This is a genomic window from Heyndrickxia oleronia (genome assembly GCF_017809215.1).
Lineage (GTDB): Bacteria > Bacillota > Bacilli > Bacillales > Bacillaceae_C > Heyndrickxia > Heyndrickxia oleronia.
The window spans coordinates 2,729,771-2,756,303 of the sequence record NZ_CP065424.1 but is presented as its reverse complement, the minus strand read 5'-3'; the positions used below and the strand labels follow the sequence as shown (position 1 = coordinate 2,756,303).

The 26,533-nt window shown below is 34.4% G+C and carries 24 protein-coding genes, 3 pseudogenes and 1 riboswitch; of the genes and pseudogenes, 14 read left to right on the top strand and 13 right to left on the bottom strand.

Features of this window, described 5'->3' with window-relative positions; translation table 11 throughout:
- Positions 1-48: 48 nt before the first annotated feature.
- The 5 genes from celB to I5818_RS13770 form a co-directional block, all read right to left on the bottom strand.
- A complete protein-coding gene (gene celB / locus I5818_RS13790; protein WP_078109879.1) occupies positions 49-1,383 on the bottom strand; it encodes a PTS cellobiose transporter subunit IIC in 1,335 nt (444 codons plus the stop codon).
- Positions 1,384-1,419: 36 nt separating this feature from the next.
- Positions 1,420-1,731, bottom strand: coding sequence for a PTS sugar transporter subunit IIB (locus tag I5818_RS13785; protein WP_078109880.1), 312 nt, complete (start codon positions 1,729-1,731; stop codon positions 1,420-1,422).
- A 1-nt stretch (position 1,732) separates the two neighbouring features.
- Positions 1,733-1,993, bottom strand: coding sequence for a PTS lactose/cellobiose transporter subunit IIA (locus tag I5818_RS13780; protein WP_313902918.1), 261 nt, complete (start codon positions 1,991-1,993; stop codon positions 1,733-1,735).
- Complete coding sequence (locus I5818_RS13775) at positions 1,981-2,406, bottom strand: PTS sugar transporter subunit IIB (protein WP_071975804.1); 426 nt, start codon at positions 2,404-2,406, stop codon at positions 1,981-1,983. Before I5818_RS13775 ends, I5818_RS13780 begins: the two co-directional genes overlap by 13 nt.
- Before the next feature lie 72 nt (positions 2,407-2,478).
- A complete protein-coding gene (locus tag I5818_RS13770) occupies positions 2,479-4,341 on the bottom strand; it encodes a BglG family transcription antiterminator (RefSeq protein ID WP_078109883.1) in 1,863 nt (620 codons plus the stop codon).
- Positions 4,342-4,578: 237 nt separating this feature from the next.
- A riboswitch (purine riboswitch) is annotated at positions 4,579-4,680 on the top strand.
- A gap of 364 nt (positions 4,681-5,044) precedes the next feature.
- Here I5818_RS13770 and I5818_RS13765 point away from each other — a divergent pair.
- Positions 5,045-6,340, top strand: coding sequence for an NCS2 family permease (locus I5818_RS13765; RefSeq protein ID WP_139358202.1), 1,296 nt, complete (start codon positions 5,045-5,047; stop codon positions 6,338-6,340).
- Between the two features lie 169 nt (positions 6,341-6,509).
- On the opposite strand, the gene I5818_RS13760 is transcribed toward I5818_RS13765, so the two are convergent.
- The 4 genes from I5818_RS13760 to I5818_RS13745 form a co-directional block, all read right to left on the bottom strand.
- Complete coding sequence (locus I5818_RS13760; protein WP_078111046.1) at positions 6,510-7,523, bottom strand: FecCD family ABC transporter permease; 1,014 nt, start codon at positions 7,521-7,523, stop codon at positions 6,510-6,512.
- Positions 7,520-8,530 carry a FecCD family ABC transporter permease gene (locus tag I5818_RS13755; RefSeq protein WP_078111045.1) on the bottom strand — a complete coding sequence of 337 codons (1,011 nt, stop codon included), beginning with the start codon at positions 8,528-8,530 and terminating at the stop codon, positions 7,520-7,522. Before I5818_RS13755 ends, I5818_RS13760 begins: the two co-directional genes overlap by 4 nt.
- A gap of 276 nt (positions 8,531-8,806) precedes the next feature.
- Positions 8,807-9,739 carry an iron-hydroxamate ABC transporter substrate-binding protein gene (locus I5818_RS13750; RefSeq protein WP_058005392.1) on the bottom strand — a complete coding sequence of 311 codons (933 nt, stop codon included), beginning with the start codon at positions 9,737-9,739 and terminating at the stop codon, positions 8,807-8,809.
- A complete protein-coding gene (locus I5818_RS13745; RefSeq protein ID WP_078111044.1) occupies positions 9,690-10,535 on the bottom strand; it encodes an ABC transporter ATP-binding protein in 846 nt (281 codons plus the stop codon). The genes I5818_RS13750 and I5818_RS13745 overlap by 50 nt, the downstream gene beginning before the upstream one ends.
- A gap of 313 nt (positions 10,536-10,848) precedes the next feature.
- On the opposite strand from I5818_RS13745, the gene I5818_RS13740 reads away from it, so the two are divergent.
- The 8 genes and pseudogenes from I5818_RS13740 (at position 10,849) to I5818_RS13705 (ending at position 20,986) form a co-directional block, all read left to right on the top strand.
- Positions 10,849-11,901, top strand: a complete 1,053-nt coding sequence (locus tag I5818_RS13740) for an NAD(P)/FAD-dependent oxidoreductase (RefSeq protein WP_071975808.1) — start codon at positions 10,849-10,851, stop codon at positions 11,899-11,901.
- Positions 11,902-12,112: 211 nt separating this feature from the next.
- Positions 12,113-13,480 carry a M20/M25/M40 family metallo-hydrolase gene (locus I5818_RS13735; RefSeq protein WP_390883615.1) on the top strand — a complete coding sequence of 456 codons (1,368 nt, stop codon included), beginning with the start codon at positions 12,113-12,115 and terminating at the stop codon, positions 13,478-13,480.
- A gap of 548 nt (positions 13,481-14,028) precedes the next feature.
- Positions 14,029-15,708: an ABC transporter substrate-binding protein gene (locus I5818_RS13730; protein ID WP_078110819.1), complete on the top strand. Its 1,680-nt coding sequence runs from the start codon at positions 14,029-14,031 to the stop codon at positions 15,706-15,708.
- Positions 15,709-16,043: 335 nt separating this feature from the next.
- Entirely contained in the window at positions 16,044-17,000 is a 957-nt protein-coding gene (locus tag I5818_RS13725; RefSeq protein WP_078110818.1) for an ABC transporter permease, read from the top strand.
- A gap of 46 nt (positions 17,001-17,046) precedes the next feature.
- Entirely contained in the window at positions 17,047-17,937 is an 891-nt protein-coding gene (gene opp4C, locus I5818_RS13720) for an oligopeptide ABC transporter permease (protein ID WP_390883616.1), read from the top strand.
- 10 nt (positions 17,938-17,947) lie between these two features.
- Complete coding sequence (locus I5818_RS13715; protein ID WP_058005386.1) at positions 17,948-18,931, top strand: ABC transporter ATP-binding protein; 984 nt, start codon at positions 17,948-17,950, stop codon at positions 18,929-18,931.
- Positions 18,924-19,889 (top strand): ABC transporter ATP-binding protein, encoded by a 966-nt coding sequence (locus I5818_RS13710; protein ID WP_078110817.1) that lies wholly within the window; start codon positions 18,924-18,926, stop codon positions 19,887-19,889. Before I5818_RS13715 ends, I5818_RS13710 begins: the two co-directional genes overlap by 8 nt.
- A gap of 257 nt (positions 19,890-20,146) precedes the next feature.
- Positions 20,147-20,986 (top strand): annotated as a pseudogene (locus tag I5818_RS13705) (DUF4037 domain-containing protein).
- Between the two features lie 136 nt (positions 20,987-21,122).
- On the opposite strand, the gene I5818_RS13700 reads toward I5818_RS13705, so the two are convergent.
- Positions 21,123-21,677 carry a helix-turn-helix domain-containing protein gene (locus I5818_RS13700; RefSeq protein ID WP_078111486.1) on the bottom strand — a complete coding sequence of 185 codons (555 nt, stop codon included), beginning with the start codon at positions 21,675-21,677 and terminating at the stop codon, positions 21,123-21,125.
- A 114-nt stretch (positions 21,678-21,791) separates the two neighbouring features.
- Between I5818_RS13700 and I5818_RS13695 the strand changes: the two are divergent.
- Positions 21,792-21,920 (top strand): annotated as a pseudogene (locus I5818_RS13695) (lysine transporter LysE); the annotation flags it as partial.
- 35 nt (positions 21,921-21,955) lie between these two features.
- Here I5818_RS13695 and I5818_RS13690 read toward each other — a convergent pair.
- A pseudogene (locus I5818_RS13690) lies at positions 21,956-23,288 on the bottom strand (IS3 family transposase).
- Between the two features lie 121 nt (positions 23,289-23,409).
- Here I5818_RS13690 and I5818_RS13685 point away from each other — a divergent pair.
- Positions 23,410-23,838: a LysE family transporter gene (locus I5818_RS13685; protein ID WP_209391759.1), complete on the top strand. Its 429-nt coding sequence runs from the start codon at positions 23,410-23,412 to the stop codon at positions 23,836-23,838.
- Positions 23,839-23,913: 75 nt separating this feature from the next.
- On the opposite strand, the gene I5818_RS13680 is transcribed toward I5818_RS13685, so the two are convergent.
- On the bottom strand, positions 23,914-24,375 hold the full coding sequence (locus tag I5818_RS13680; RefSeq protein WP_078111489.1) for a DinB family protein: 462 nt from the start codon (positions 24,373-24,375) through the stop codon (positions 23,914-23,916).
- 252 nt (positions 24,376-24,627) lie between these two features.
- On the opposite strand from I5818_RS13680, the gene I5818_RS13675 reads away from it, so the two are divergent.
- Both I5818_RS13675 and I5818_RS13670 read left to right on the top strand, forming a co-directional pair.
- The gene (locus I5818_RS13675) at positions 24,628-25,101 is read left to right on the top strand and encodes an 8-oxo-dGTP diphosphatase (protein ID WP_180211847.1); all 474 of its coding nucleotides are present in this window, start codon (positions 24,628-24,630) and stop codon (positions 25,099-25,101) included.
- Positions 25,102-25,147: 46 nt separating this feature from the next.
- The gene (locus I5818_RS13670) at positions 25,148-25,615 is read left to right on the top strand and encodes a GNAT family N-acetyltransferase (protein WP_078111488.1); all 468 of its coding nucleotides are present in this window, start codon (positions 25,148-25,150) and stop codon (positions 25,613-25,615) included.
- Positions 25,616-25,666: 51 nt separating this feature from the next.
- Here the strand turns inward: I5818_RS13670 and I5818_RS13665 are convergent, their stop codons facing one another.
- Positions 25,667-25,909, bottom strand: a complete 243-nt coding sequence (locus I5818_RS13665) for a DUF2164 domain-containing protein (RefSeq protein WP_058005380.1) — start codon at positions 25,907-25,909, stop codon at positions 25,667-25,669.
- 154 nt (positions 25,910-26,063) lie between these two features.
- Here I5818_RS13665 and I5818_RS13660 point away from each other — a divergent pair, with 154 nt between their 5' ends.
- Positions 26,064-26,522: a GNAT family N-acetyltransferase gene (locus tag I5818_RS13660; RefSeq protein WP_058005379.1), complete on the top strand. Its 459-nt coding sequence runs from the start codon at positions 26,064-26,066 to the stop codon at positions 26,520-26,522.
- The last annotated feature ends 11 nt before the right edge of the window (positions 26,523-26,533 follow it).

Here is a 26,533-nt window from a genome sequence, read left to right as displayed (position 1 = left end):
GAAGGGGAGAATGACAAGGTCAAAAACCCACTTCCTTATAAATTTTAATTATGATAACGCACTTACTTTGTCTTTTTGTTCTGCCTTTGTTTCTTCCCGTAATCGCTGCTTGTCCCACATACGGAAGAATGGATAGTAAATGAACATGGCGACTAATAAATCAATAATTTGAATAATCGCGCCGGATAAATGTCCTGTAGCTAAAAATCCACTTAATACGATTGGCATTGTCCAAGGTACTGCGACACCACTTGGAGCTGCAACAAGACCGAGTGACATCGTCACATAGTTAATGATTGTTAGAACAAGCGGTGTTAAGATAAATGGAATCATAAAAAAAGGATTCAAAACAATCGGTGTTCCAAATACGGTTGGTTCACTAATATTAAACACACTAGCACCAATAGATAATTTACCGAGCTGCTTCATTTGTTTACTTTTAGCGACTATAAGCATAAGGAGAACAATTGCTAATGTTGCTCCTGTGCCTCCAAGATTAAGAAAGTTATCGAAAAATTGTTGGGTAATAACATGGGGAAGGGGCTTCCCATCCTGAAAAGCAATGCGATTCTCATCCATTAGGGCCAACCATATTGAACTCATTACCGCGCCAACAATATTGTCGCCGTGCAACCCAATCATCCATAATAAAGATATACAAAAGACTATAACTAATGTTCCGCCAAGACTACCACCAAGATGTTTAAGCGGCATTCCAATCCATGTAGAGATCATGTTAGGAATATCTTCCCATGGTGTCATACCAACAATTAATCGAATAATCCATACTAGAACAATAACTGTAAAAGCAGGAACTAGAGCTGAAAAAGATTTAGCAACTGCAGGAGGTACCGAAGAAGGCATCTTTATAGTAATATTCTTTTGAATAATTATTCGATATATTTCTGTTGATAATAAGGCGAAAATCATTGCGATAAATATCCCTTGACTACCTAATAGATTAATAGGTAACACACCACTAATTATTTCTGTTTTTCCAGTGGAATTCGTAAATAATGTTTGATGTGGTGTTGTTAGAACGAATGCAGCTAGTGAAATAATCCCTGCTGAAACTGGTTCCACCTTATATCTTTCAGCTAATCTATATGCAATTCCAAAACTAATGACAAGCCCTAAAATATCAAAAGTAGCCCCAACTGGATAAGTTAATTTTTCCTGCCAACTTGTTCCAAATAAATGTGCCATAAATTCGGTGTATCCATGTATGGGTAGATTAGCAATTATTAAAAATAAAGAACCGACAATGATTAATGGCATGGCCATAATGATCCCATCACGAATCGAAATTAAATGACGTTGATTGCCGACTTTTGCAGCAAATGGTGTAATATAGCGTTCTAAGAAGTTCATTAATTTATTCATATCGACCACCGCCAGTGACGATGTTTCCTCCTCTCATTAACCATTGGATATTAGTTGTAAAGCCTGACTAAGCACAGACTCACCATCACACATGCCGTAATGCATCGGATTAATCACTTCTGCCTCTATTCCGTTTTGATTTGCTAACGCTTTCATATCAGAAAAAAGATAACGAATTTGAGGACCCATTAATAAAACATCTGCTTGATTAATCTCTTTTTTTGCTTCTTCCACGGGTACAGCCCAAATTTTCGCCGCTATATTCTGTTCCTTTGCTGCCTTTTCCATCTTTGTTACTAGTAGACTAGTAGACATACCTGCTGCACAACATAACATAATATTTTTCATTTTATTTACTCTCCTTTGATTCTAATTCTTGTCGTAGATCGATTAATTCATTAGCTAAATCTCTTACTGTCATCGCATTCATCAAATGATCCTGAGCATGAATTAGCAGAATTGAAATTTGACCTTGAAGTTCTCCACGAGCTTCAGATTGAATTAACTCTGTTTGAAATTTATGAGCTTTTAATAATTCCTGATTACTTTCTTCGATTTTTTCCTTTGCTAATTGAAAGTTTTTTTGACGTGCTAAGCCTAACGCTTCCATCGCAGTGCTTCGAGCATTTCCGGCGTAAAGTATGATTTGAAAGGCGATTGATTCGTCCATCCTTTTTCCTCGCTTTCTTCTTTTGTTGATTTTTCTATTTCTTTTTTTGTTTTTAAATCTAGCGATAAAATAAATTTCAATAGTTGATTACCATCAAATGATTGATATATCGCCTTATCAATCATTTCTATCCTTGTAGATAGGGGAGCTAAGTTTCGAAGAATCTCTAATTTATATTTTAAATGAGGTCCTAATAAAATAAGTTCTGCCTGTTCAAGTTTACGTTCAACTAATGTACTGTCCACTGCTTCAATATGTAAAGAAATGGATTGTTGATCGGCAGCAAGCTTAGTTCGCTTAGATAAAATACTTGTAGACATTCCAGATGAACAACATAAGATTATATTCACCACTGTCATTCCCTTCTCTAGCACACTTTTATTATATGAAAACGCTTTAGAAAACTACAGTTTGATATTCTTCCGCTATGTAGCGGAAGGAGGTGTATGGAAAGTGTTTAGCTTATTCCAAAATTCAACAAAATCTGTAAATGATTCTTGCTTGTTTATTTGTGTTTGCAGTGAAGGTTGATCCATAATAAGAAGTAAACGGTCATACAAATCTTGTATTTCCTGTTCATTGTCTTTTTTTAATGATAGTAGAAAAACTGCTTGGACTTTTTCCTTTGTTTCGCCCCATAGTATCGGTTTTTTTAGAAGAGCAATAGCAATTACATTTTCATAACCACAGGGATTAAAGGGATGTGGCAATGCAATCATTCCGCCAAAAGCAGTAGAAGAGATTTTTTCCCTTTTTATTGTTAGTGGTAAAAATTCATCTGGTGCATAACCTTGCTGAATAATCGACTGTGCTAAAAAAGTAATTAATTCAATATCTGATTCAATTTCCACATTTCGGAAAAACAAATTAGGTCTTAATAAAGAATGATTATTTTGTTGAATAAATGCTTTTATTTTCTTTTGATCCTGATCTGGTAGGAGAGGGTTGACAGTTATTACAGGATAGCAGATCTCCTCCAGAATAGGTATTGTTGATAAAATTAAATGACATGCTTGTTTTATTTTGCTCTGTAATTCATTCATGTCAAAGACACCGATTATTTCAATTTCATTATTAAAAATAGTTTCAATCTTTCTTTTTAAAATTTGTGCAGAACCAATACCTGATGCACACACTATTGCAACTGATAATTTACTGAAAGGCTGTTGCGTTTTTGCATCTTGAAAATGCAAAGCAAGATAACCTCCGTCATCTTCTGAAAGGTCAAATCCGAATTTCTTTTTAATTAAAAGCATTGCTTTTAATGCTAAATCAAATGCTAGTGAATATTGCTTCTTGATCTCCTGAAGTAATTCGTTTTGAATGGATATTCCGTATTTAGCTCGTTTTAAACCAGGGAGTAGATGACGAATAAAGCGATTTCTCCAGTCCTGATTAATATCTAAATCAAATTCCTTCTCTAAGAAACTGACGATCTCTACAGTTAAGGTATAAAGTGAATGATCATGTTTTGGTAACCGATCGTTTTCAATGCTCGTTACTCTGTATTTAATAAACAGTAGAGCGAGAAAAGCTGAATCCAGTCCTGAGAGTGATAGGCCATTTCCGCTTAAATGTCTACTAAGTTCTTCACTTATTTGATATTCTATTTCTTCTTGAAGGAACTCTATATTTATAGGGAGCTCTTTTAACCATTTTCCTTTCGTATTCCGCGCTTGAGCGATCTGAATATACTGCAAAATTGAGTGGATGGCTTCTGGTCGCAGTAAAATGTTATATGTGTTCGATATGTCTTTTATTAATTGGCTCCATGATTGACTAAATCCCATATTAGGAAATACTTGAAGCATACAACGGCGAATATTATATTCCTCACCACTTAAATAGATTCCATAATTTGGTCTTGATTCGAGAGTGATATGATAGGTTTTCAATATCAATTTAAGCTCTTTAATATCTTGAGAAATGGTAGATCGACTGACATATAATTCTTGAGATGCCTGATCAATTTTTAAATAATCATATTCATAACACAGATATTCCATAATCCATCGTTGTCTATTGATTTCATAAACTTGTTCAGTTTTTCTATTTTCCTCCTCCATCCACTTAGAGAAGTCTATAAAGTTAAAAATATTCAGTTGATAACCACTTCCTGGCAATGATACAATCTGTGCTATGTCTTTATTTAGTTGTTCATTAATTTGTTTAATAAATGTTCGAATCGATCGTGAAGAAACATTCAATTCATTTGATAAGATAGTTCCACTCACTGGAAGATCTGATTTATTTAATCGTTGAATAATATATAAATGTCTTTGATCCATCCGAATGTTCCTTTCCTTTTAACATATCCCAAATTATTAATAGTAGCGTATTCTTATTTATTTCTTCAGAAAACTCGATTATGATTATACAGATTTATATAAAATGAATAAACCATTTAGTGATAGATAAGAAAATTAGAAGTTATCATTATATCAATATATTATAAGACCCTGAAAAGGTGCAATTATTAGATTAATTACGCTTTTTGTCGAGCTATTGTAATGGATAATACTTATAGTATAATATACAACATGTCTTGTATATGATCAGGAATAAGGCCTGATTGTTTCTACCAAGCTGCCGTAAATAGCTTGACTACAAGGAGTTTTTTGATAAATGCATTCATTTATTCAATCAATTTCTTCTTGCATAATATTATGGCAGCTTCCACAGTGGTGGAGGCTTTTTTTGATATTTAGGATTCTATTTATTAAGGATGCGAATATCGACTATTACATATTTAAAGTTGTATCCATCCATCTAAAGCACCTGACCCTTCAAAGATTGTGTAATCTTATACAAATGAAGCAAATAGTTTGATTGCCTCGCAAATTGTTTGTTGGAGTGGATCAAGGCGTTTTATTATACCTAGTTTTAATTACTTTATTAGAACTATTCATACTATATTTTTGAAATTGAGGCTATTCTAGTTGGTAGAAGAGTAGTCCATTTGGTTTGTTCTAAAGAATGGGAGGACATATAGTGAAAGATTTTTTTCAATTTACTCAACGTAGAACCTCATATAAGCAGGAAACGCTTGCGGGAATTACTACATTTTTATCTATGGCCTATATTTTAGTAGTAAATCCTATGATACTAAGTCAGTCTGGGATGGATCAGGGCGCAGTATTTACTGCAACGGCTGTATCAGCAATTATTGGATCATTATTAATTGGTCTTTTAGCCAATTTTCCAATAGGAATTGCACCAAGTATGGGGCTAAACTCATTTTTTACATTCTCAGTTTGTATAGGGATGGGGATTCCATGGCAAACAACATTAACAGGTGTATTCATTGCAGGAATTCTCTTTATATTATTAAGCTTGTTTAAAATTCGAGAAATGATTATTAATATTATTCCAGAAGATTTGAAGTATGCAATTTCAGGTGGGATTGGCTTTTTCGTTGCATTCGTCGGTTTAAAAAATGCGGGTTTAATCGTCGCGAATTCTGATACAGTTGTATCAATAGGGGATCTTTCTAAGCCAACAACTATTTTAGCTATTATTGGTTTTGTCATCACGGTTATGATGATGGTTAGACGAATTGGGGGAGCAATCTTTTATGGAATGGTCATAACAACAATCATCGGGATAATATGGAATGTGATTGATAAACCAACCCATATTATTGGAGCAATACCGAGTATGTCACCAACATTTGGTGTAGTGTTCCACCACTTGGATCAAGTGTTTACTCCAGATGTATTAGCGGTAATATTTACATTCCTATTTGTTGCCTTTTTTGATACTGCCGGAGCATTGATTGCGATAGCAAGTCAAGCTGGTTTGATTAAGGATAATAAAATTCCTAATATCGGAAGAGCGCTTCTTGCTGATTCAACTTCCATTGTTGTCGGTTCTATTTTAGGTACTTCGACAACAGCATCAATGGTAGAATCAAGTGCTGGAATTGGTGCAGGTGGTCGAACAGGCTTTACTTCCATTATCATTTCTGGTTGTTTCGTTATTGCCTTATTTTTTTCTCCGTTATTATCTATTATAACACCTGAGGTAACGGCACCAGCTTTAATCATTGTAGGCGCATTGATGGCAGCAGAAATCAAACATATTAATTGGAATAAAATTGAGATTACATTCCCAGCATTTGTAACAATTATTATGATGCCCCTTACTTCAAGTGTCGCAACAGGTATTGCACTTGGGTTTATTTTATACCCAATTACAATGATTGCTTTAGGAAAGTGGAAAGCAGTACATCCGCTAATCTATATTTTAAGTATCGCATTTTTAGCCTATTTTGTTTTTATTATTTAATAAAAGTGTATTTGCAAGTTTACCTATCTTTTCTTAATAATAGGAAGGGGATTGATGATCCCTACCTATAAAAAGTGAAAATAAAAAATAAAGTAAAAAACCGCTAATTGTTGATTGAATGAGTGCGCAATTAGCGGTTTTTATATAGAAATTTTGGTCGGCAGTGACCTTATGCTTGTTTTTTTAATAACAAATACATAAAATAAGGTGCACCAATTAAGGCGACCATGATCCCAGCTGGAATTCCACTAGGGTCAATAATATTTCTACCAATCGTGTCAGCAACTAATAAAAGCCAACCGCCAATCATAATGGCTACAGGTATGAATAATTGATTACGTGGACCGACTAAAGATTTAGCTATATGTGGTGCCATTAATCCAATAAATGAAATGCCCCCCGTAACTGAAACAGCAGATGCTGCAAGTGCCACAGCTGTTAATAAAAGGGAGATCCTTTCTTTTTCAAGGGATACTCCAACTCCAATCGCTACTGGTTCACTTAAACTCAAAATGTTTAATCGATTAGCCTTGAATAAGGTGTATGGGATGAGAATAAGTAACCAAGGAAGGAATGCCCAAATGAATGGCCAATCATCGCCCCATATATTTCCCACTAACCACTTAGAGATGAAATCAACTTTTTCGCGCTCAGCGGATGAAATTAGGAGAATCATCACTCCTGATAGTGCCATGGAAAAGCCAATCCCAACTAAAACTAATCTAACCGGTTGCAATCCAATGTTTTTTTGATACGAGAATATATAAATAAGAATCGCCGTGACTAATGCACCTGCAAAAGCTAGAAGCGGCAACATATATACAAACGATCCGACTTCTATTGGAAAAAATAAAAAGAAGATAGAAATTGCTACACCGGCACCGGAGTTAATTCCAATAATACCTGGATCAGCTAAATCATTGCGGGTAATTCCTTGTAAAATGGCTCCGGATAGGGCGAGTGCAATTCCTGCCAAAAAAGTAATAATAATTCTGGGAAGACGAATGGAAAACAAAACGAATTCCTCAGTAAATGACCCTTTTCCAAATAAGGTTGGAAGGAGACGATCATAGGACAAGCTGGCATCACCAATCCCCATCCCGAGTACAATTGTCATTATAATTAACACTAGTAAAATGCATAAGATGATTCGCTGTTTTTTAACCAATGCTGGATGAATCATGAGAACATCTTACCTCCTTTACGAATAATAATTAAGAAGAAAGGTAAGCCTACTGCTGCAACTATAGCTGCGACAGGTGTTTCGTAAGGGGCATTGATTGTACGGCCGAGAGTATCGGCAAAAAGCATAAAGATGCCACCGACAATTGCACTGGATGGTATGATATAGCGATAATCAGTACCCACTAACGCCCGGACGATATGAGGGATCATTAGACCGATAAAAGCCATATTTCCAACGAGTGCTACAGATGTTCCTGCAAGTAAGATAACGACAAAAAATAGAATAGTCTTTATTTGGATCGTTTTTTGTCCTAATCCAACTGCTACTTCTTCATTTAAACTTAAAATCGTTAGTTGCCTTGATAGCAATAGTGAAATTATGATACCAATGATAATTATAGGAATCATTAGTCTAAGCTGCTCCCATGACGTTCCAATAACACCTCCAGAGGTCCACATGGATACATTTTTAGATAGCTTAAAAAAAATGCCAATTCCATCAGCGACAGCATATAAAAACGTAGAGACTGCTGCTCCAGCTAAAACAATTCGAAGAGGGGAGAAGCCTCCTTTTTGAAGTGCACCTAGCCCAAACACCATGCCAGTTCCAATTGCTGCCCCAATAAAGCAGCTAATGGTAATCCAAATATAATTAGCAGATGGAATAAAGGCAAGGGTGAGTGCAAGAGCTGCATTGGCTCCAGCAGATAAACCTAGTAAACCGGGGTCGGCTAATGGGTTCCTTGTTAAGCCCTGCATGATAGCACCTGAAACTGAAAGGGCAGCACCTACAATAATCGCAGCAATTTCCCGAGGGAAACGTATTTCACGTAGCATTAAAATAGTGTCACTTTTTCTATTTGAGGTAAGAGCCAGCCAAACATCTTTTAAGGTTGTTTCCGCTGCACCAAATATCATGGCAACTACAAACATCCCGATAAGAACAACAATTCCAATGAAAAGCTTAAATACGAAGGGGATGGAGTTTTTAGTCTTTTTTTTCATTATTTTCCCATCTTTCATACATAGAATATAAAAGCAATTTTCTGACTACCTGTGCAATTTCGTAGCATTCCTATTAGGATTTATACCAATTTTTTTCACTACTAAGTAGAAAAGTAGGTAAGTACCAGTAGTTTAAATAGTCATGCATTATGTCATATACGAAAAGAGCCAATGGAAAAGAAGGAGTTGCCCTAATTTAATATGGACAACTCCTTTTCAAATTTATTTACCTAAGGCTACTTCGCATTAATAATTGCATTGAAGTAAACAAAAGTTTTAGAAAAGAGTCTTACCTAAAAATGATTCCTCAAAAAATTTAAGCTGCTTTTCTAATGTAATTGGATCATTAAAAGAAGCGCCATTTCCTTCCATTTCAAAGACATGGTTGTTTTTGACAGCAGGAATATTTTTATAGGATTCTGTTTTTTGGAATGAGTCATCGGCATCAGAATATTTACTTAAAATCACATAATCACCTGCATATTCTGGAAGAACTTCTGTAGATAAAGTATAATAACCTGACTTTAAGGCTTTTTCTTTTACTTTTTCAGGCATTTTTAGCTTCATTGATTGATATAATATTTCTGTTCCGCGAGCCCAGTTATCACCGTAAACGTACAGTTCTTTTCCAAAACTCTCTATAACGGATACAGTGGCATTTTCACCTATCTTTGCACGGATTTCATCTCCGGCAGCTTGAGCACGTTTTTGGAAATCTTCTACCCAATCTTTTGCTTCTTTTTCTTTGTTTAATAGTTTACCAATTTCGATATGTTGGGTTAAATAATCCACTTTTCCCCAAGTATAAGTAACTGTTGGAGCTATTTTCTTCAGTTTATCAAGATTTTTTGTCGTCGATAATCCGATAATGAGGTCTGGTTTTAATTCAATAATTTTTTCTATATTATCTTCAGAAACCTCTTGGGCATCTTTTAATTGGTCTTTAAAAGCAGGGCTGTTTTTTGACCAAGTATCAGCACCTACAACATTCACACCTAATGATAAGACATTACCTGTAAATCCTGATAATAAAACTACACGTTTTGGATGGGCAGGTACTTTTATAGGACCATTTTCAGATTGATAGGTTATTGTTTTTTGTTCTTTTTCTTTCGTAGCATTGCCTTTATCTTTTTCGGTTGTCCCATTACTGCATGCACTAACTATGAGCACTAAGAGCAAAATGAGAGGGAATAGAATTTTCTTCATGTTTATTTTCTCCTTTTAGAAGGTTATAAGTAATACACATTGGTTTGTTTGTCCGTGGATCTCTGCCAATTTCAGCATCAATTTGAAAAACTTTCTTCAATACTTGATGATTCATGACTTCCTCACAATTACCAGCTTTTACAATTTTGCCGTCTTTCATCGCGATCAAATAATCTGCAAAACGGGCTGCTTGGTTTAGATCATGCAACACCATAATAATGGTTCGTTGCTGTTCAATATTTAGTGTTTGTAGAAGCTCTAAAACTTCAAGTTGATGGGCCATATCTAAATATGTAGTAGGTTCATCAAGAAAGATGATATCGGTCTCTTGTGCGAGAGCCATCGCAATCCATACACGTTGACGTTGACCACCAGACAATGCGTCGACAGGGCGAAATTTATAATCAAAGGTACCTGTTACATCTAGTGCCCAATCTATAACTTCAAGATCTTTTTTTGTTAAACGACCGAAACCCTTTTGATAGGGGAAACGACCATATGAAACAAGTTCACCAACAGTTAATCCACTTGCACTTTCTGGTGACTGTGGAAGAATCGCCATTTTTTTAGCTAAAGCTTTCGTATTTTCTTTAAGAATATCTTTCCCATCCAAAAGAACGTTTCCAGAATGATGATTGATTATTCGAGTAATCGCTTTTAAGAGGGTAGATTTCCCACATCCATTTGAACCGATAATCGTTGTAATTTGTTTATCAGGAATGCTGACACTGAGATCATTAACGATGATTTGTTCACCATATCCAATGTTTAAATTATTTGTAAAAAGGCGTCCCATGTTAAAAACCTCCTTTCGAAAGTGTAAATGATAAATATGTATGATAATGATTCTCATTTTCATCAATAACTATAGAGTGTATTATTTTTATTGTCAATCACTTTTTTTATCTATTTCAAACTTAACCTAATCACTTATAAATGATCATTTTTGCGGAAGGTAGGGGTTGCGGAAGATAAAAAAAGTTTCTATAAATGAGAAAAAAACGATTGAAATTGATAATCGTTATCAGTTACACTAGATTTAGTGAAAATGAAATTGAGGATATAAGATAAATAATTTTGATGAATTCATTGCTGAGGAGTGTTCAAATATGGAACGGCAGGATTTATTTGATGTAACAATCATTGGTGGAGGGCCGGCAGGATTATATTCGGCATTCTATAGTGGATTAAGAGAAATGAAAACAAAAATTATTGAATTTCAACCATACCTTGGTGGAAAGCTGCATGTATATCCAGAGAAAATGATATGGGATGTAGGCGGCCAAACTCCTATTCCAGGGGAAAAATTAATTGAACAACTAGTTGCTCAAGGATTAACTTTTAATCCAACCGTCGTTTTAAAAGAAAAAGTTGAGTCCATTTCAAGGAATGAAGAGGGGATATTTGTTTTAGAAGGTTCAAGTGGAGAAAAGCATTATTCAAAAACAATTATCGTTGCTATTGGTAGTGGAATATTAAATCCGCAAAAGCTTGAAATAGATGGGGCAGAGAGGTTTGAGGTATCTAATTTACATTATACGGTTAAGTCACTAAAACAATTTAAAGATAAAAATGTCCTTATTTCAGGCGGTGGAAATTCTGCTATTGATTGGGCAAATGAATTGGAGTCCGTTGCTAAAAATGTTTATTTGACATACAGAAAGAATAACCTGGCGGGTCATGAAGCACAAGCTACACAGTTATTAAACAGTTGTGCAGTTTGTTATTTAAATACAACAATAAAAAAACTAATAGCTAGTCGTAATCATGAAGTTATTGAAGGAGTCGAACTTGAGAATCATGAAACAGGTGAGATTTCGAAGTTATCTGTAGATGAAGTCATTATTAATCATGGCTATCAGCGTGATGCAACATTACTTGAAAATAGTGATTTACATATTGAACTGGTTGATAATTATTATATTTCTGGAAATGCAATGAGTGAATCATCAGTAGAGGGTTTATATGGGGCTGGGGATATACTTATGCACGATGGCAAGGTTCATCTAATAGCTGGTGCATTCCAAGATGCTGCAAATGCAGTTAACAAGGCGAAACAGTTTATTCAGCCTGAAGCGAATAAATTTGGAATGGTCTCTTCGCATAATGAATTATTTAAAGAGCGAAATAAAGTGCTTGTAAAAGAAATGATGAAGAAATAAATTTTTTAATAACATAATATTATCCTTATCCTTCACTTGTCATCAAACAGTTGATAGGTACTATTCTCATATTCTTATAAATAAAATTTATTAAATTTTAAAGGGTTTTTCCTTCGAATGCCGAAATAAATAGTTAATCTATTATGGAAGGAGAGAAAAGGATATGGGGCAACAGGATTTGAAACGTTATAAAGAATCGGTGAAGGAGTATATGACCGATGCTGTAACAAATTTACAGAAATATTTAAGCCTACAAACTGTTTCTGCACAAAGCAAGGCTATTCCTGAAACGGTGGCATATGTAGTTAAACAGATTGAGGATATCAATGGGGAAACCATAGTATTAGATGAGCTAGGAGGGAATCCTGTCATTTATGGTTATTTTGCAGCAGGGGAAAATGGCGACTCAACGAAAACCCTGTTGTTTTATAATCATTACGATGTCCAGCCACCAGAACCACTTGAAGAATGGGATACTGAACCTTTTGAACCAACGATTATTGATGGGAAATTATTTGCCAGAGGTGCCTCTGACAATAAAGGGGATTTAATGGCCCGTTTAACAGCAATTAAACTATTACAAAATCAAGATGGTGGCTTACCTTGCAATGTGAAATTTCTAATCGAAGGTGAAGAGGAGATTGGTAGCCCCAATTTAGCACCTTATCTTGAAAAATATCAAGAACTATTTCAAGCAGATGCCTGTATTTGGGAATTTGGTGGCAAGGACGAAAAGGAACGTATCAGTATGGTAGCAGGAATTAAAGGAATGGCGTATCTCGAATTGACATGTGTTGGGGCAGATATTGATATGCATTCTTCAGTAGGTGCCTATGTCGACAATGCTGCTTGGAGACTAGTTCAGGCTTTAGCTACAATGAAGAACGAACAAAATGATATATTAGTTGAAGGTTTCTATGATGGGATTATAGAACCTACAGAGGAAGAGAAAAAAGTTGTTTCAGAACTGCCTTTTAATGAAGAAGCTGTAATTGACTTATATGGATTAAAACGTCCACTTATAACGAAGGCAAAAGGGATCGATCCTAGAACAGCAATGGTATTTCATCCTACAATGACTATATGTGGATTAGACAGTGGCTATACTGGGGAAGGAGCTAAAACAGTCTTACCAAAAATAGCGAAAGCGAAGCTGGATTGTCGTTTGGTACCTGGTCAGGATCCAAATCATATTTTATTAAGTGTGAAAAAACACTTAGAAAAGCATGGATTTAATGATATTGAAGTACAAATGATAAACGGACAAAAAGCCTACCGTTCCAACTATAACCACCCATTTATTGACCATGTTCTAGAATCGGCAAAGGAAGTTTATGAAAATGATGTAATCCTTTCTCCAAATGCTGCAGGAACAGGGCCAATGTATATCTTCGGTGAGCACTTAAAGCTACCAATAGTTAGTACAGGTGTTGGTTGGGTTGGATCAAAGGCACATGCACCAAATGAATCTATTCGCATAAAGGATTTTGAGGATGGTATCGTTCATATGGCCTATATGTTAAATGGATTTTCTTCTGCATTAGAAACAAAGGTTGAGTCAACTGAAGTTAATCATTAATATTTAATGCTTTCGTATACTTGTTGCTTTAAAAAAAGCGCAACTGAAGGCTTTTACACCTATAAAAGATTCTACGATTCTTATGAAGTTTGTAGATCATTTCTAAGTGAAATGAAAGGTGTAACGATCTTTAGCCGATAGTTATTTGTTAAAACTGCAAACATATTTGAGTATAGAGTCTAATATAAAAAGAAACAACCCATCGATAATGGTTTCGATTGGGTTGTTTCTTTTGTTTTTAATAGTTTTGCAATCAGAAGATTTAAATAGATATAGTATGACAAGTAACGAACAACCTAGTGGTCAAGCTGTATTCCTTATATATTTTTCAAAAATAGTATTTTTTAGAAAAATACTAATTGACATATGAGCAGTTCGTATGTACAATTTAATTTTGTAAAAACCTATCGGATTGGTTGGTTTTAAAAGGAATGATTATACATAACAGTTTAAATCAAATGGATTCTGATAGGTTTAAAACCAAGTAAACAGGGGTGATTAGATTGAAAAGGGGAATTATCAGTTTTATCAGTATAATATTACTAGGGATGGTACTTTCCGCATGTGCATTGAATAGCTCAAGCAGTAAGGAAACATCGGAATCAAAAAGTAAGAAAGTAGATAATGCTGCAGGTGTAGTAAGTACTGAAAGTAAAAAATATGAAGCTACCGATCTATCAGCATTACCTGACAAGACAAAAGCGAGAAAAGATACATTTATTGCAGGTATTTCAGCTCCAGGAGGGGTGTTCCTTCCTTACTTTTATGAGAATGGTTGGGACGGAAATGCAACTGATCCAATTTTTGCTCCTTTAGTGAATTTAGATGAGGAAGGGAAGCCAGTTGGCATTTTAGCTGAGAATTGGGATGTATCAGATGATCAGTTAACCTACACATTTCATCTAAGAAAGAATTTGAAATTTAGCGACGGAACCCCGCTAACAGCAGATGATGTTGCTTTTACATTAACACTTTTACATGATCCAGCTTATGCCGGATATCAGGATATATCGTTAGCTGCAATAAAAGGTGGGAAGGATTACAAGGAGGGGAAAGCTAAATCAATCGAAGGGATTAAAGTAATTGATCCAACCACAATTGAAATTACAACCGAAAAAGTAAATGCGAAATCCTTGCTACTACTTGGAGGACAGATATTATCAAAAGCATACTACGGGAAAGACTATCAATATGGCAAACTTGATTATTTAAAAGATCTTTATTCTAAACCAATGGGTGCAGGGCCTTATAAATTTGAAAAATATGTACCTGGTCAAGAGATTCGTTATGAAGCTAATGAAAACTATTATGCTGGTAAACCGAAAACAAAGCATTTAATCTATAAAATTATTGATTCAACCACCTCTTTGCAGTTGTTTGAAACAGGAGAACTTGACTATGCTGGTTTCTCAGCAGATGAAGATACAGTGGAACAATTAAAAAGCTTAGGATTCGCTTCAATCCAAACCGGACCTGTGAATGACTTCGGATTTATTTATATCAACAATACACGTCCACAGTTCAAAGACAAGGAAGTGAGGCAAGCACTAATTTATGGTTTGGATCGCCAAAAAATTGTTGATGTAAAATTCAAAGGCTTCGGTCAGGTAGCAAATATTCCAGTTTCTCCGGTCTCATGGGCATACAATGATGAGGGAGTAAATAAATACGAGTTTAATGCGGATAAGGCAAAAGATTTATTAGAAAAAGCTGGATGGAAAGTAGGATTAAATGGTATTCGTGAAAAAGATGGAAAAAAACTAATTATACATTACTTAACATCAAAGGCGGATGATCCAGTCATACCAATTGCAAAGGAAAACTATCAAGATATTGGAATTAAATTTGAGCCGGAAATTATGGACTTTAATGCATTAGTTTCAAAGTTATCTGATAAAGATTATGACCTTGCAACGGTTTCAACTTCACAAATTCTCGATCCAAGTGATCCCGTTGAAGAATTAGCAACAAATCATCCAAATAATTCAGCGGGTTATTCAAATCCGAAGGTAGATGAATTGATTCAAAAAGGCTTATCAACCTTGGATATTGAGAAACGAAAAGAGATTTATCATGAGCTTTATAAAGAGTTGGGGAAAGACCCTGCCTTCATTCTTGTTCATTACCGCCAAAGTGCTAAAGCGATTAGTGGTCAAATTGAAGGTTTAAATCCAGATAATTACACTGGTATAAGCTCTAGTTTGCCAAATATATCGATTAAAAAATAATGAATATAATGGGTTGTCAAATATGGGATCTGACCCTTTGCAATATTATTTTAGTGAAAATGACGTTTTCTCCAAGATATTTGCAAAGGGAGCAGCCCCATTACTTTTTGGCTCTTTTCTCACACATTGTTGCTATTTAAGTAAAGTTATAACGATTAACTATCGACTGAGGAACGCAACACGTATCATTTTACTGAGAAAGAGCAGCAATCTCCATTAGAACCGCTAGAATCCTTTATTGGAAGTAAAATCCGGCAGTTTGGCTTTTACAATAGCAACAAGCTATACGAAAACAGCCTACTTTTTAAACTAACTTATTCTATGGGGGATAGAAGATGAAGAGGTATATTTTACATAGATTTTTACAGATGATCATCATTTTATTTGGAACCTCGTTTATTATTTTCTTCCTGTTCGCGATGCTTCCGGGTGATTATATTGATTCCAATATTAATTTATCTCCAGAAAGAGCCCAGGAATTGAAGGCATTATATGGACTAGATCAACCGATTTTACAAAGATATTTTACTTGGCTCGGAAATGCACTACATGGTGATTTTGGCTATTCTTTAAAACATCAGGAAAATGTCATATCCCTGTTAAATAAGTATGTTTGGAATTCATTCATCGTAGCTATTATCGCTTTATTTTTAACTTGGACTATTGCACTTCTAACAGGAGTTTTTTCGGCAATCAAGCAATATTCATGGTTTGATGGATGTGTTACATTTTTGGTTTTTGCAGCGATGTCCTTTCCATCTTTTTTTATAAGTCTTTTGTTCATAAAATGGTTTGGTGTAGATCTACAAATATTACCAATCGGTGGAATGATTGATACAGGAAGTCATAGTACAGGATTTGCTTATATTCTTGAAGTAGGTAAACATATGATACTACCGGTAATTATTCTTACCCTTCTTAGTGTTGGATCGTTAACAAGATATTTTCGTACTGGAATGCTTGAGGTTATTCGACAAGATTTTATACGTACTGCACGTGCGAAAGGATTGAAGGAACGTACGGTGATTTTTAAACATGCGCTAAAAAATGCAATTCTTCCAGCTATTACATTACTAGCATTTGAACTGCCAGGACTTTTTTCCGGAGCAATTATTATGGAACAAATATTCAATTGGCCTGGTGTTGGAAGAATTCAATTAGAGTCTGTAAGTTTTCGAGATTATCCTGTGTTGATGGCATTTACATTATTTCTATCAAGTTTAACGATCATTGGGAATTTCTTGGCTGATATCACCTATGCGGCGGTTGATCCTAGAATCAGATTAAAATAAGGAGGGAAGTCAATTGCAATCAGAAACCTCATTAATAAAGAAACCCATAACAGAACGTGTAGTGAAATCTCCTTCCTTGTGGAAGCAAACATACCGTCGGTTGAAAAAAAATAAATGGGCGATGTGCAGCTTATTCTTTTTAATATTTATGTTTTTAGTAAGTTTTATTGGCCCACATTTTTCACCTTATATTCTTGATCGGACAAATGTTGCGGATATTAATCAGCCTCCAAGTAGTGCCCATTGGCTAGGTACGGACAATTATGGACGGGATGTATTGACTCGTTTGATGATGGCAGGACAAATCTCTTTGACGATTGGTTTAGCTTCCATGTTTTTATCGATTGTTATCGGATCATTACTTGGTGCAATATCTGGCTACTATCGTGGGATAGTTGATATGGTAATTATGCGCTTAGCAGATATTTTAATGTCTATTCCAGGTTTACCGCTACTCCTAATTCTTGCTGCCATTTTATCTGAGTGGAAGGTTCCATCTGAATATCGTCTTTATATCATAATGATTATGCTTAGTTTTGTTGGTTGGCCAGGTCTTGCACGTTTAGTTCGCGGGCAAATTTTGTCTCTGAAGGAACAGTCATTTATGATGGCAACGGAAGTACTAGGCTTAAGTGATAAGCGAAAAATTTTACATCATTTAATTCCGAATACAGTGCCACTTTTACTAGTTGTTGCAACATTAAATGTTGCAGGGGCGATATTAAGTGAATCTGCATTAAGCTTCCTTGGACTTGGAGTTGTTCCACCGACACCATCTTGGGGAAATATGATGGATGCAGCGAATAATTTCATGGATTTTAGAAAACGACCATGGCTATGGATTCCACCTGGAACAGTTATTTTTCTAACGGTCGTATCGATAAATTTACTTGGAGACGGACTGAGGGATGCTCTTGATCCGAAAATGAGAAGGTAGGGATAGTATAATGGGCGAGGTGCTATTAGAGGTAAATCATTTACAAACTAATTTTTACACAGAAAATGGTGTTGTAAAAGCAGTGAATGATGTTAGCTTTTCGATACATAAGGGTCAAACGGTTTGTATTGTTGGTGAATCAGGGTGTGGCAAGAGTATTACAGCATTATCATTAATGCAGCTTATTCCGGAAAATGGGAAGATAGATGGCGGAGAGGTATATTTCTCTGGAAAAAATCTTTTGAATTTAAATAAAAAAGATATTCGGCGTTTACGTGGAAATGATATTGGCATGATTTTTCAAGAACCAATGACATCTTTAAATCCTGTTTTTACCATAGGAGAGCAAATGATAGAACCGCTTCAAGAACATTTATTACTAAGTAAAAAGGATGCATATAAAAAAGCAATGGAGCTTATCACGATGATGGGAATTCCAAATGCTGAGAAGATTATAAATCAATATCCACATGAATTAAGCGGTGGAATGCTTCAAAGGATTATGATTGCACTTGCGATAAGCTGTGATCCTAAATTAATTATTGCAGATGAACCAACAACAGCATTGGATGTAACTATCCAAGCACAGATTTTAGATATTTTAAGAGAGATTAAGAAGAATTTAAATACATCAATTTTATTGATTACCCATGACCTTGGAGTTGTTGCTGAAATGGCTGATTATGTAGTCGTCATGTATGCTGGAAAGGTTGTGGAGGAAGGTCCTGTTCTGGAGTTGTTTTCCAACCCCCAACACCCTTATACAAAAGGCTTATTAAAAGCAAAACCAGTTATAGGAGAGAGGAAAGATCGTCTTTATACGATTGCAGGTCAAGTCCCTAATCTCGTTGATCTAAAGGAATCCTGTTATTTTGCAGATCGTTGTGAATATGCCATGGATCATTGTCGCATCAAACAACCGTCATTCTCAACAGTATCAGACGAACATCATGTTGCTTGTTGGCTTTTCGAGGAAGGTGTCACAAATGGGTGAAGCATTATTAGAAGTGAAAAATTTAAAAAAATATTTCCCTGTATCCAAAGGAATGTTTAAAAAATTTGGAGATTCGGTAAAAGCTGTTGACGATGTTAGCTTTACAATCGAAAAAGGAGATGTTTTCGGTCTTGTCGGTGAATCCGGAAGCGGTAAATCAACCATTGGAAAAACGATTTTAAGACTTCATGATAAAACAGATGGTGAAGTTTCATTTAAGGGTAGGGATGTTTTTGCGTTATCAAAAAAAGAATTGAGAGAGCTTCGGACACAGACACAGCTTGTTTTTCAAGATCCTTTCAGCTCTTTGAATCCCCGCCTTCGCGTAGGTGACGCAATTGGTGAAGCAATGATTGAGCATGGATTAGTATCTAAAAAAGAAGTAAGAACGAAGGTATTAGAAGTTCTAGAGAAATGTGGCCTTTCTTCATATCATATTGACCGTTATCCGCATGAATTTTCTGGCGGTCAGAGACAGAGAATTGTCATTGCTCGAGCAATGGCATTAAACCCTGAATTTATTGTGATGGATGAACCTGTTGCTGCACTTGATGTTTCTATTCAAGCTCAAATCATTAATCTATTTAGTGATTTACAACGTGAACATGGGTTATCATACTTATTTATTTCGCATGATTTAAGTGTAGTAGAGCACTTATGTACAAAGATTGCGATTATGTATTTAGGGAACATCGTTGAATTTTCAACAAAAGAAGAGTTGTTTGATCATCCTTTACATCCATATACGAAGGCACTACTTTCCGCTGTTCCTATACCGGATCCAACCATCAAGCGTGAGCGGATTATATTAAAAGGAGATATACCTAGTCCGGTCAATCCACCATCTGGATGTAAATTTCGAACAAGATGTCCTTTGGCTACAGATATTTGTGCACAAAAGATACCGGAATATCGAGAGGTGCAGAGCAATCATTTTGTTGCATGTCATTTAGTCTAATTAAAAAGTTACTATTAGTGTAAACGTAAGAAAAGCAAAGCTTATTTTTTAAGTTTTGCTTTTTTATTTACTCTTATTGAAAGAGTAGAAGTAAATAATAAAAATTTATATGTTTTATATTGCCTTATACCGCTTACAAAATGAAAATGGTATGATCGTACTTAAAGATCAAAAAAATATAGGTGTTATATGATTATTTATGGTTTTCAATTTAAAACAATTATATAGGAAAGAAACGAACAAAAGGGTGAGAAACTTTGAATTTAAAATTATTGGCGTCTGATTTATCAAAAATTTATAGCAAAAATAAAAAAGTAGATGCTGTATTACTTGGAGGCTCCGTTTCGCGTAATTGGGATGATGAATATTCGGACATAGAGTTATTTATTTTTTGGAAGGAAGCTCCCTTGGATGAAGATCGATTATCCCCTATAAAGGTTACAAATGGTAGTATCATTGAATTTTACCCATATGAAGAGGAAGAATGGTCAGAAACTTATATTACTAGAGGAGTAAAATTGGAAATTAGTAACTTTTTAACCTCTACAGTTAAAAGAATCATTAATGATGTAATCAAAAATTTTGATATTGAATTAGCTAAACAATGTCTTGTAGCAACTGTTCAGAACGGTCATGTTCTATTTGGTAATAACGTGATAAATGAACTTAAAAAGAAGGTGACACATTATCCAAATGAGCTGAGTAAAGCCATGATTAAGCATTACTTACATATGGGGAATCGATGGAATAATCGTGAGGCATTACTTGCACGTGAAGATTGGTTGATGCTTCATCAAGTTATTGTATCGGTACATTCAAATGTGATGGGCGTGTTGTTTGGATTAAATCGGCATTATGTCCACCATCCTGCTTTTAAATGGCAAAGATATTCATTAGAGGCTATGAAAATCACACCAAAGGATAGTGCAAAATGATTATCTTCTATACTACTAGAACCTCCCAAAAAAAGTGTTCAAATACTTGAAGAGATTATTCAAGAACCATATGAAATCGTTCAAAGGGAATATCCTCAAATGGATTTGTCCAGATTTATAAATCAATCAGCATTTTTAAGACCTAAGAATAGTAATATTTAAAAATTTGAAAATAGATCTTTTATGATTAGTAACGAGGAAAAATAAAATATTAATTATTAATGGGATCAATAACCCATTTTGGGACAAGGAAAACAAGGAGCAAACTAAAAAATTGCTAGACGTTTTTTGATTGCTCCTAGGAGGGATAATATATAGTCATGCTAAGACGTGTTATTGAATCACCAGTATTTTGATATGTATGTGCCCTATCAGCTTTGAAACGAATAGAATCCCCAGTTTTTATTGTATATATTAAATCATTTACATATAAAGTTAGTATTCCATCATAAACAGTAATAAATTCCTCTGTTCCTTCTGGATGTGCTTCAGCTTGTAGGAACCCATTTTCTTCGATTTCTACTGTATATATTTCAAATCTCCTATTTTCTTGGAAAGGAAAATAAGGGTATACTTTATATTTGCCATTATCTTCGATTAATGGTTGAATTTCATGACGAAAAACAACTTTTGCCTGAGGTTGTGGTTCATTAATTAATGAGGTAAAAGATGTTTTTAACCCATTTGCGATTTTCCATATCGTTGTAAGTGTAGGACTTGATTCACCTCTTTCTATTTGACCGATCATGGTTTTACTTACTCCAGTAAGTTCGGATACTTTTTCTAAGCTTAATTTTTTCCTTTCCCTTATTCCTTTTAAATTTTTAGCAAGTATTTGATGAATTTCTTCCATAGTTACCTCCGAATTTTCTGTACATTATAATGATGTTCATATACAATAAATTAGAAAGTCGTTATATTGACTTTTTTAGTCATTATAACATACCTCTTGAAAGGTGGGAAGGAAATGCCGATCATGTCGTTTTTACTATATGTTTTTGTAGCCAGCTTTACTCCTGGTCCCAATAATATAATGGCGATGGTATTTGCACATAATTATGGACTGAAAAAGACCATTCGTTTTTGCTTAGGTGTAAAGTGTACCCTTTGTAAAGGACATTTAAAAAAAGACTAGGCAACTTGAAGAAGATGATGACTGTATTGTGCAGGTGTCATCTTTTTTAAGTTCCATTGACCTCGGTAATGATTGTAATATGTCATATAACTCTGAACCTCTCTTTTTACTTCTTCTAATGATTCACACGTTTTAAAATCCGTTTCATCTTTAAAATGTCCAAAGAACGATTCTTGTGGGGCATTATCCCAACAGTTTCCACGACGTGACATAGATTGCCCTAGTCCCATTTTCTTTACCATCTTTTGAAATTGGGGGTTGGTATAGTGGAACCCTTGATCTGAGTGAATGAATGCGCCTTCGGCCAGCTTTATCCCAGTCTTTTTCAACTTCTTTAATGTATTTAACGCAATATCTAGTGTGATTTTATCTGATGTCTCATATGCTAAGATTTCATTGGTTTCGGCATCTTTTATAGTGGACAAGTAGGCACGTTTTCCTTTTCCATAACTTAAATATGTAATGTCTGTTAATAATACTTTTCTAGCGGTTCCTTGCTTAAATTCGCGGTTTAATAGGTTCGGTAAAGTTCTATGTTCTTTTGTTGCTTTTGCCATTCTTCGATATGGGTTTGCTTTTCGAATTGGGCAAATGATTTGGAATTTTTCATGATACGACGAATTCGTTTTAGGTTATATGTAATTTGATACTGATTTTCTAAGGTCATCTTGATTTGACGTGCGCCTTTCTTACGACGACGAAAATTATAAGCTTTTAAAATGATTTTCTTTACTTTTTCGTCTGCCTCATCACGAGCCTGTCTATTAAGTTGTGCTTCTTCTGAAAAATAACGATAATAACCTGATCGAGAGACACCAACTAGTTCACAAAGATAGCTCACCATCCGCTTTAAGTTATATTTTTTAATGACCAATTGGATCAATTCAAATTTCTGTTCAGCTGTTAGTTTTTCCTTTTCTTCACCAACATCCTTTCTGCTAGATCGATCTTTTTTAGCAGTTCATTTTCTGCACGTAATAAGGCGTTTTGTGCTTCTAATCGTGCATATTTTTCTTCTAAACTTAATTCACGTTCAAGTGGTCGTCCAGAATGGTATTTTCGAGTGTCTTCAAGCCCAGCTACACCATTTTCTTTATAAGCTTTACGCCATCTCTTTAAAGATGAACTCGCTCGTTCAGTCCCAACGATTTCAATATCAAATCCTGCATCTTCAAATATTTGACGTGGAAATTTTCCTTCTTCATACTCTTTAATAGCTAATGCTTTAAATTCATCAGTGTAAGTAATTGCTTTTTCACTAACAGCTTTTACATAAGGATGTTTCATCAATAATTTCTGTTCTTGATCTGTAAATAATATTTTCGACATTTTCATCCGCCCCATTAACTATTTCTTTCATTATAAATAAAAGTACCCCATAAGGAGGACTTTTTTTAAGTGTCCATCTTATAGGGTACATTTTAGTGTTGGTACAGGTTTTTTTATCATTATGATGTTATGCAGTTATTTTAATTTGCTTTTAAAAAACTATATTCCCAAAATTGAACTTGCCATGTCAGTGATTGGCGCTGTTTATATGATTTATCTTGCTGTGAAAATTATAACGAGTAAAGATAGTAATTCTGAAGGTGATAAAAAAAATAATAGCTTTACTACAGGAATGCTTCTACAATTTATCAATCCAAAGGGGATATTATACGGTTTAACTGTAGTAGCAACGTTTATTCTTCCTTTTCAATCATCAACTATTAGTATTACTCTCTATTCAATATTTCTAGGATTTATAGGTTTTTTAAGTACTTTTTGTTGGGGAATGTTCGGTTCTGTTTTTCAGAAATTTCTTTCAAAATACAAAAACCAATTTAATATAGTAATGGCCTTACTATTGGTATATGTTGCTATATCAATATTTATCTAGTAATGTAGAAAGTTATTTGAATAAAAGAGTTGTCTTTAAAGGGAAGTCATTTTATAAGACAACTCACAGGTGTTTCTATAATATACATTTTTTTAAATCAAGAATGGCTTGCAGGTGCATTCCTTCGTGAAAGATGGTTCGGATAAGCACTTGTTCAATTGTATGCATACCCATTTCAGTTGGTGGAAATTCCTCTTCTAATCTCTCTCCATATGTTTCTTTAATATCAGAAGGTTGTTTCTTTAATAAACACTTTAATTCTTCATAGGAAGGGGTTTCAGAGGTGAATTGAGTAGGTGATGTTCCAAAGCCAAACCAAGTTTGAAGTGTTTCTTTTTCTACCATTTTATCCTTTGTTAATGCATGAATCCATAAATACTGATCAAGATAGATATGCCCCATGTTCCAACGAATGTTATTATTAAATCCATTTGGAACGATGTCTGCTTCTTCCTTTGTTACATTTTCGAGTACATGTAGAATATAACTACGATAGCTCTTTAGTTGGTTAAACAAAACCTCATGACGTTGATTCATCCATATATTCCTCCTCATAGTAAACTATTTAATTATTCGACAAAGATAGAAATTTTCCTTTAAAATTTATTTAATTATCAATCAGTAGAAATTATTTGAAGGCTATTCTATAGATAATGTCATATGTGGATAGGTGTCCTTGCAGGAATTTTTACAGTAATTGTCGAAAGTTTGCTTATAGAAACTACAATTTGAATTTGAATGGGTTTAGTTTTATAAGTTTACTGAAGAAAGAATATGGAGGAAAAGTGATTGAAAGAGGAAATTAATTATAAGTTTTGGACTGTATGTATGATACAGAATCAGGATAAAGTTCTATTACTAGATCGACAGCATGATCATTTCAATGGCTTTATACCTCCTGGTGGAAAAGTAGAATTTCCAGAAAGCTTTGTTGAATGTGCAATCAGAGAAGTAAAAGAAGAAACCGGATTGGATGTTAAAAACCTAAAGTATAAAGGCATATATGAGTATGTTAATCCAGAAAAAAATGATCGATACATTATTTTTAATTATATAACCAATGAATTTGAAGGGCAATTACTGCAAAATTCATCTGAAGGAAAGCCAGTATGGGTTAATATAGATGAAATCGATCAGTTACCTATGCAGCAGTCCATTCGGAGAAGATTTCCGTTATTTTTTCAGGAAGGAACCTTCGAAATCCATGTTAAATGGGATAATCAAAAAAATACTGAAGGTGAAGTATTCATTAGAAAAACATAATACTGGAACATGATAAACTACAAGTTTTTAATCGGGAGGATACCTTATGGAGATTCGACTTGCTGAAGAAAAAGACATTGATCAATTAATAAAAATGAGATGGGATTTTACTATTGAAGAAGATTATGAGAATAAGATTCAACCATCTGCCTTTGAAGATTTTAAGCAAGAATGCCGAACATTTTTGGAGAAATATTTAGATGGTGATCAATGGTTTATCTGGATTGCTGAAGACGAGGGGATAATTGTTTCCCATATATATATAGAAATAATACAAAAAGTTCCGAGACCTGGTAGGATTACAAAACCTTTTGCCTATATGACTAATGTTTATACCGTTAAAGAGTATAGAAATAAAGGGATTGGAAGCAGATTACTATCAAGAATAAATGAATGGGTAAAGGAAAATAATTATGAATTTGTTATTGTTTGGCCAAGTGATGATAGTGTAAATTTTTATCAAAAAAATGGTTATGTTCAATGTACAGAACCAATGGAATATTTCCCTAATTAAATCATGATAGAGTGAATGATTTCCATTCACTCTGTTTAAGTTTAAACATTATTATTTGATCGGGCGCTCAAGAGTTAGAATTTCATCTTCTAGTGAGGCATATTGCTGTTCAACGACCGTTTTTACATCGTTTACTGCTGCGTTGTAAAAGTGAGGAGCTAGTGATTCTTTAATAAAATCAAATACTCTTTCAGCAGCAAATTCCGATATTTCTTCATCTCTTTCTTGAGAGAAAAAGTATTGAATATCTGATATCATAAGTTGTTTTTGTTCTTTAGTAAGTTTAATAAACAAGTAAACCACTCCTTAAATAATAATTAAGTATAATTATACTTTTGAAGGAACAAAATGATAGACTTTATTTTTATAATGAATTATGTACATTGGAGAATTAGTGTTTATTAGGAACTTTTACAAGAATCGTTGGAAATTAACGTGGGGGTTTAATATGATAATAAAATTAGAAAATAAACATCGGGATATTGCTCAGAAAATCTTGAAGGTTCAAATTCCCTCATATCGTGTTGAGGCAGATATTATCGGTTACTATGATATCCCACCATTAAAGGACACAGTGGAACATATCCAAAAATGCCAAGAAACCTTCTATGGTTATATTATTGAAGAAGAATTATGCGGTGTGATTTCATTTAAAGTGAATAAGGGAGTAGTTGATATACATCGATTAATTGTACACCCAAATCATTTTAGAAAAGGAATTGCCCAACATCTACTTGATCACATTTTGGGAAGTAAAGATTATGTTGCCATGAAAGTATCAACCGGATCCAAAAATACACCAGCTGTACAGTTTTATTATAAAAATGGTTTTCAGAAGATTGAAGAAATAGTCGTGGATGAATCTCTTTCAATAAGTTGTTTCGAGAAACAATTAAATAAAATTTGATTAGGAGGATC

Bases quoted from the DNA above. Each gene is read 5' to 3' on its own strand.
- celB (WP_078109879.1), bottom strand. From the start codon at position 1,383: ATGAATAAATTAATGAACTTCTTAGAACGCTATATTACACCATTTGCT.
- I5818_RS13785 (WP_078109880.1), bottom strand. From the start codon at position 1,731: ATGAAAAATATTATGTTATGTTGTGCAGCAGGTATGTCTACTAGTCTA.
- I5818_RS13780 (WP_313902918.1), bottom strand. From the start codon at position 1,993: ATGGAAGCGTTAGGCTTAGCACGTCAAAAAAACTTTCAATTAGCAAAG.
- I5818_RS13770 (WP_078109883.1), bottom strand. From the start codon at position 4,341: ATGGATCAAAGACATTTATATATTATTCAACGATTAAATAAATCAGAT.
- I5818_RS13760 (WP_078111046.1), bottom strand. From the start codon at position 7,523: ATGATTCATCCAGCATTGGTTAAAAAACAGCGAATCATCTTATGCATT.
- I5818_RS13755 (WP_078111045.1), bottom strand. From the start codon at position 8,530: ATGAAAAAAAAGACTAAAAACTCCATCCCCTTCGTATTTAAGCTTTTC.
- I5818_RS13750 (WP_058005392.1), bottom strand. From the start codon at position 9,739: ATGAAGAAAATTCTATTCCCTCTCATTTTGCTCTTAGTGCTCATAGTT.
- I5818_RS13745 (WP_078111044.1), bottom strand. From the start codon at position 10,535: ATGGGACGCCTTTTTACAAATAATTTAAACATTGGATATGGTGAACAA.
- I5818_RS13740 (WP_071975808.1), top strand. From the start codon at position 10,849: ATGGAACGGCAGGATTTATTTGATGTAACAATCATTGGTGGAGGGCCG.
- I5818_RS13735 (WP_390883615.1), top strand. From the start codon at position 12,113: ATGACCGATGCTGTAACAAATTTACAGAAATATTTAAGCCTACAAACT.
- I5818_RS13730 (WP_078110819.1), top strand. From the start codon at position 14,029: ATGGTACTTTCCGCATGTGCATTGAATAGCTCAAGCAGTAAGGAAACA.
- I5818_RS13725 (WP_078110818.1), top strand. From the start codon at position 16,044: ATGAAGAGGTATATTTTACATAGATTTTTACAGATGATCATCATTTTA.
- I5818_RS13715 (WP_058005386.1), top strand. From the start codon at position 17,948: ATGGGCGAGGTGCTATTAGAGGTAAATCATTTACAAACTAATTTTTAC.
- I5818_RS13710 (WP_078110817.1), top strand. From the start codon at position 18,924: ATGGGTGAAGCATTATTAGAAGTGAAAAATTTAAAAAAATATTTCCCT.
- I5818_RS13700 (WP_078111486.1), bottom strand. From the start codon at position 21,677: ATGGAAGAAATTCATCAAATACTTGCTAAAAATTTAAAAGGAATAAGG.
- I5818_RS13685 (WP_209391759.1), top strand. From the start codon at position 23,410: ATGATGTTATGCAGTTATTTTAATTTGCTTTTAAAAAACTATATTCCC.
- I5818_RS13680 (WP_078111489.1), bottom strand. From the start codon at position 24,375: ATGAATCAACGTCATGAGGTTTTGTTTAACCAACTAAAGAGCTATCGT.
- I5818_RS13670 (WP_078111488.1), top strand. From the start codon at position 25,148: ATGGAGATTCGACTTGCTGAAGAAAAAGACATTGATCAATTAATAAAA.
- I5818_RS13660 (WP_058005379.1), top strand. From the start codon at position 26,064: ATGATAATAAAATTAGAAAATAAACATCGGGATATTGCTCAGAAAATC.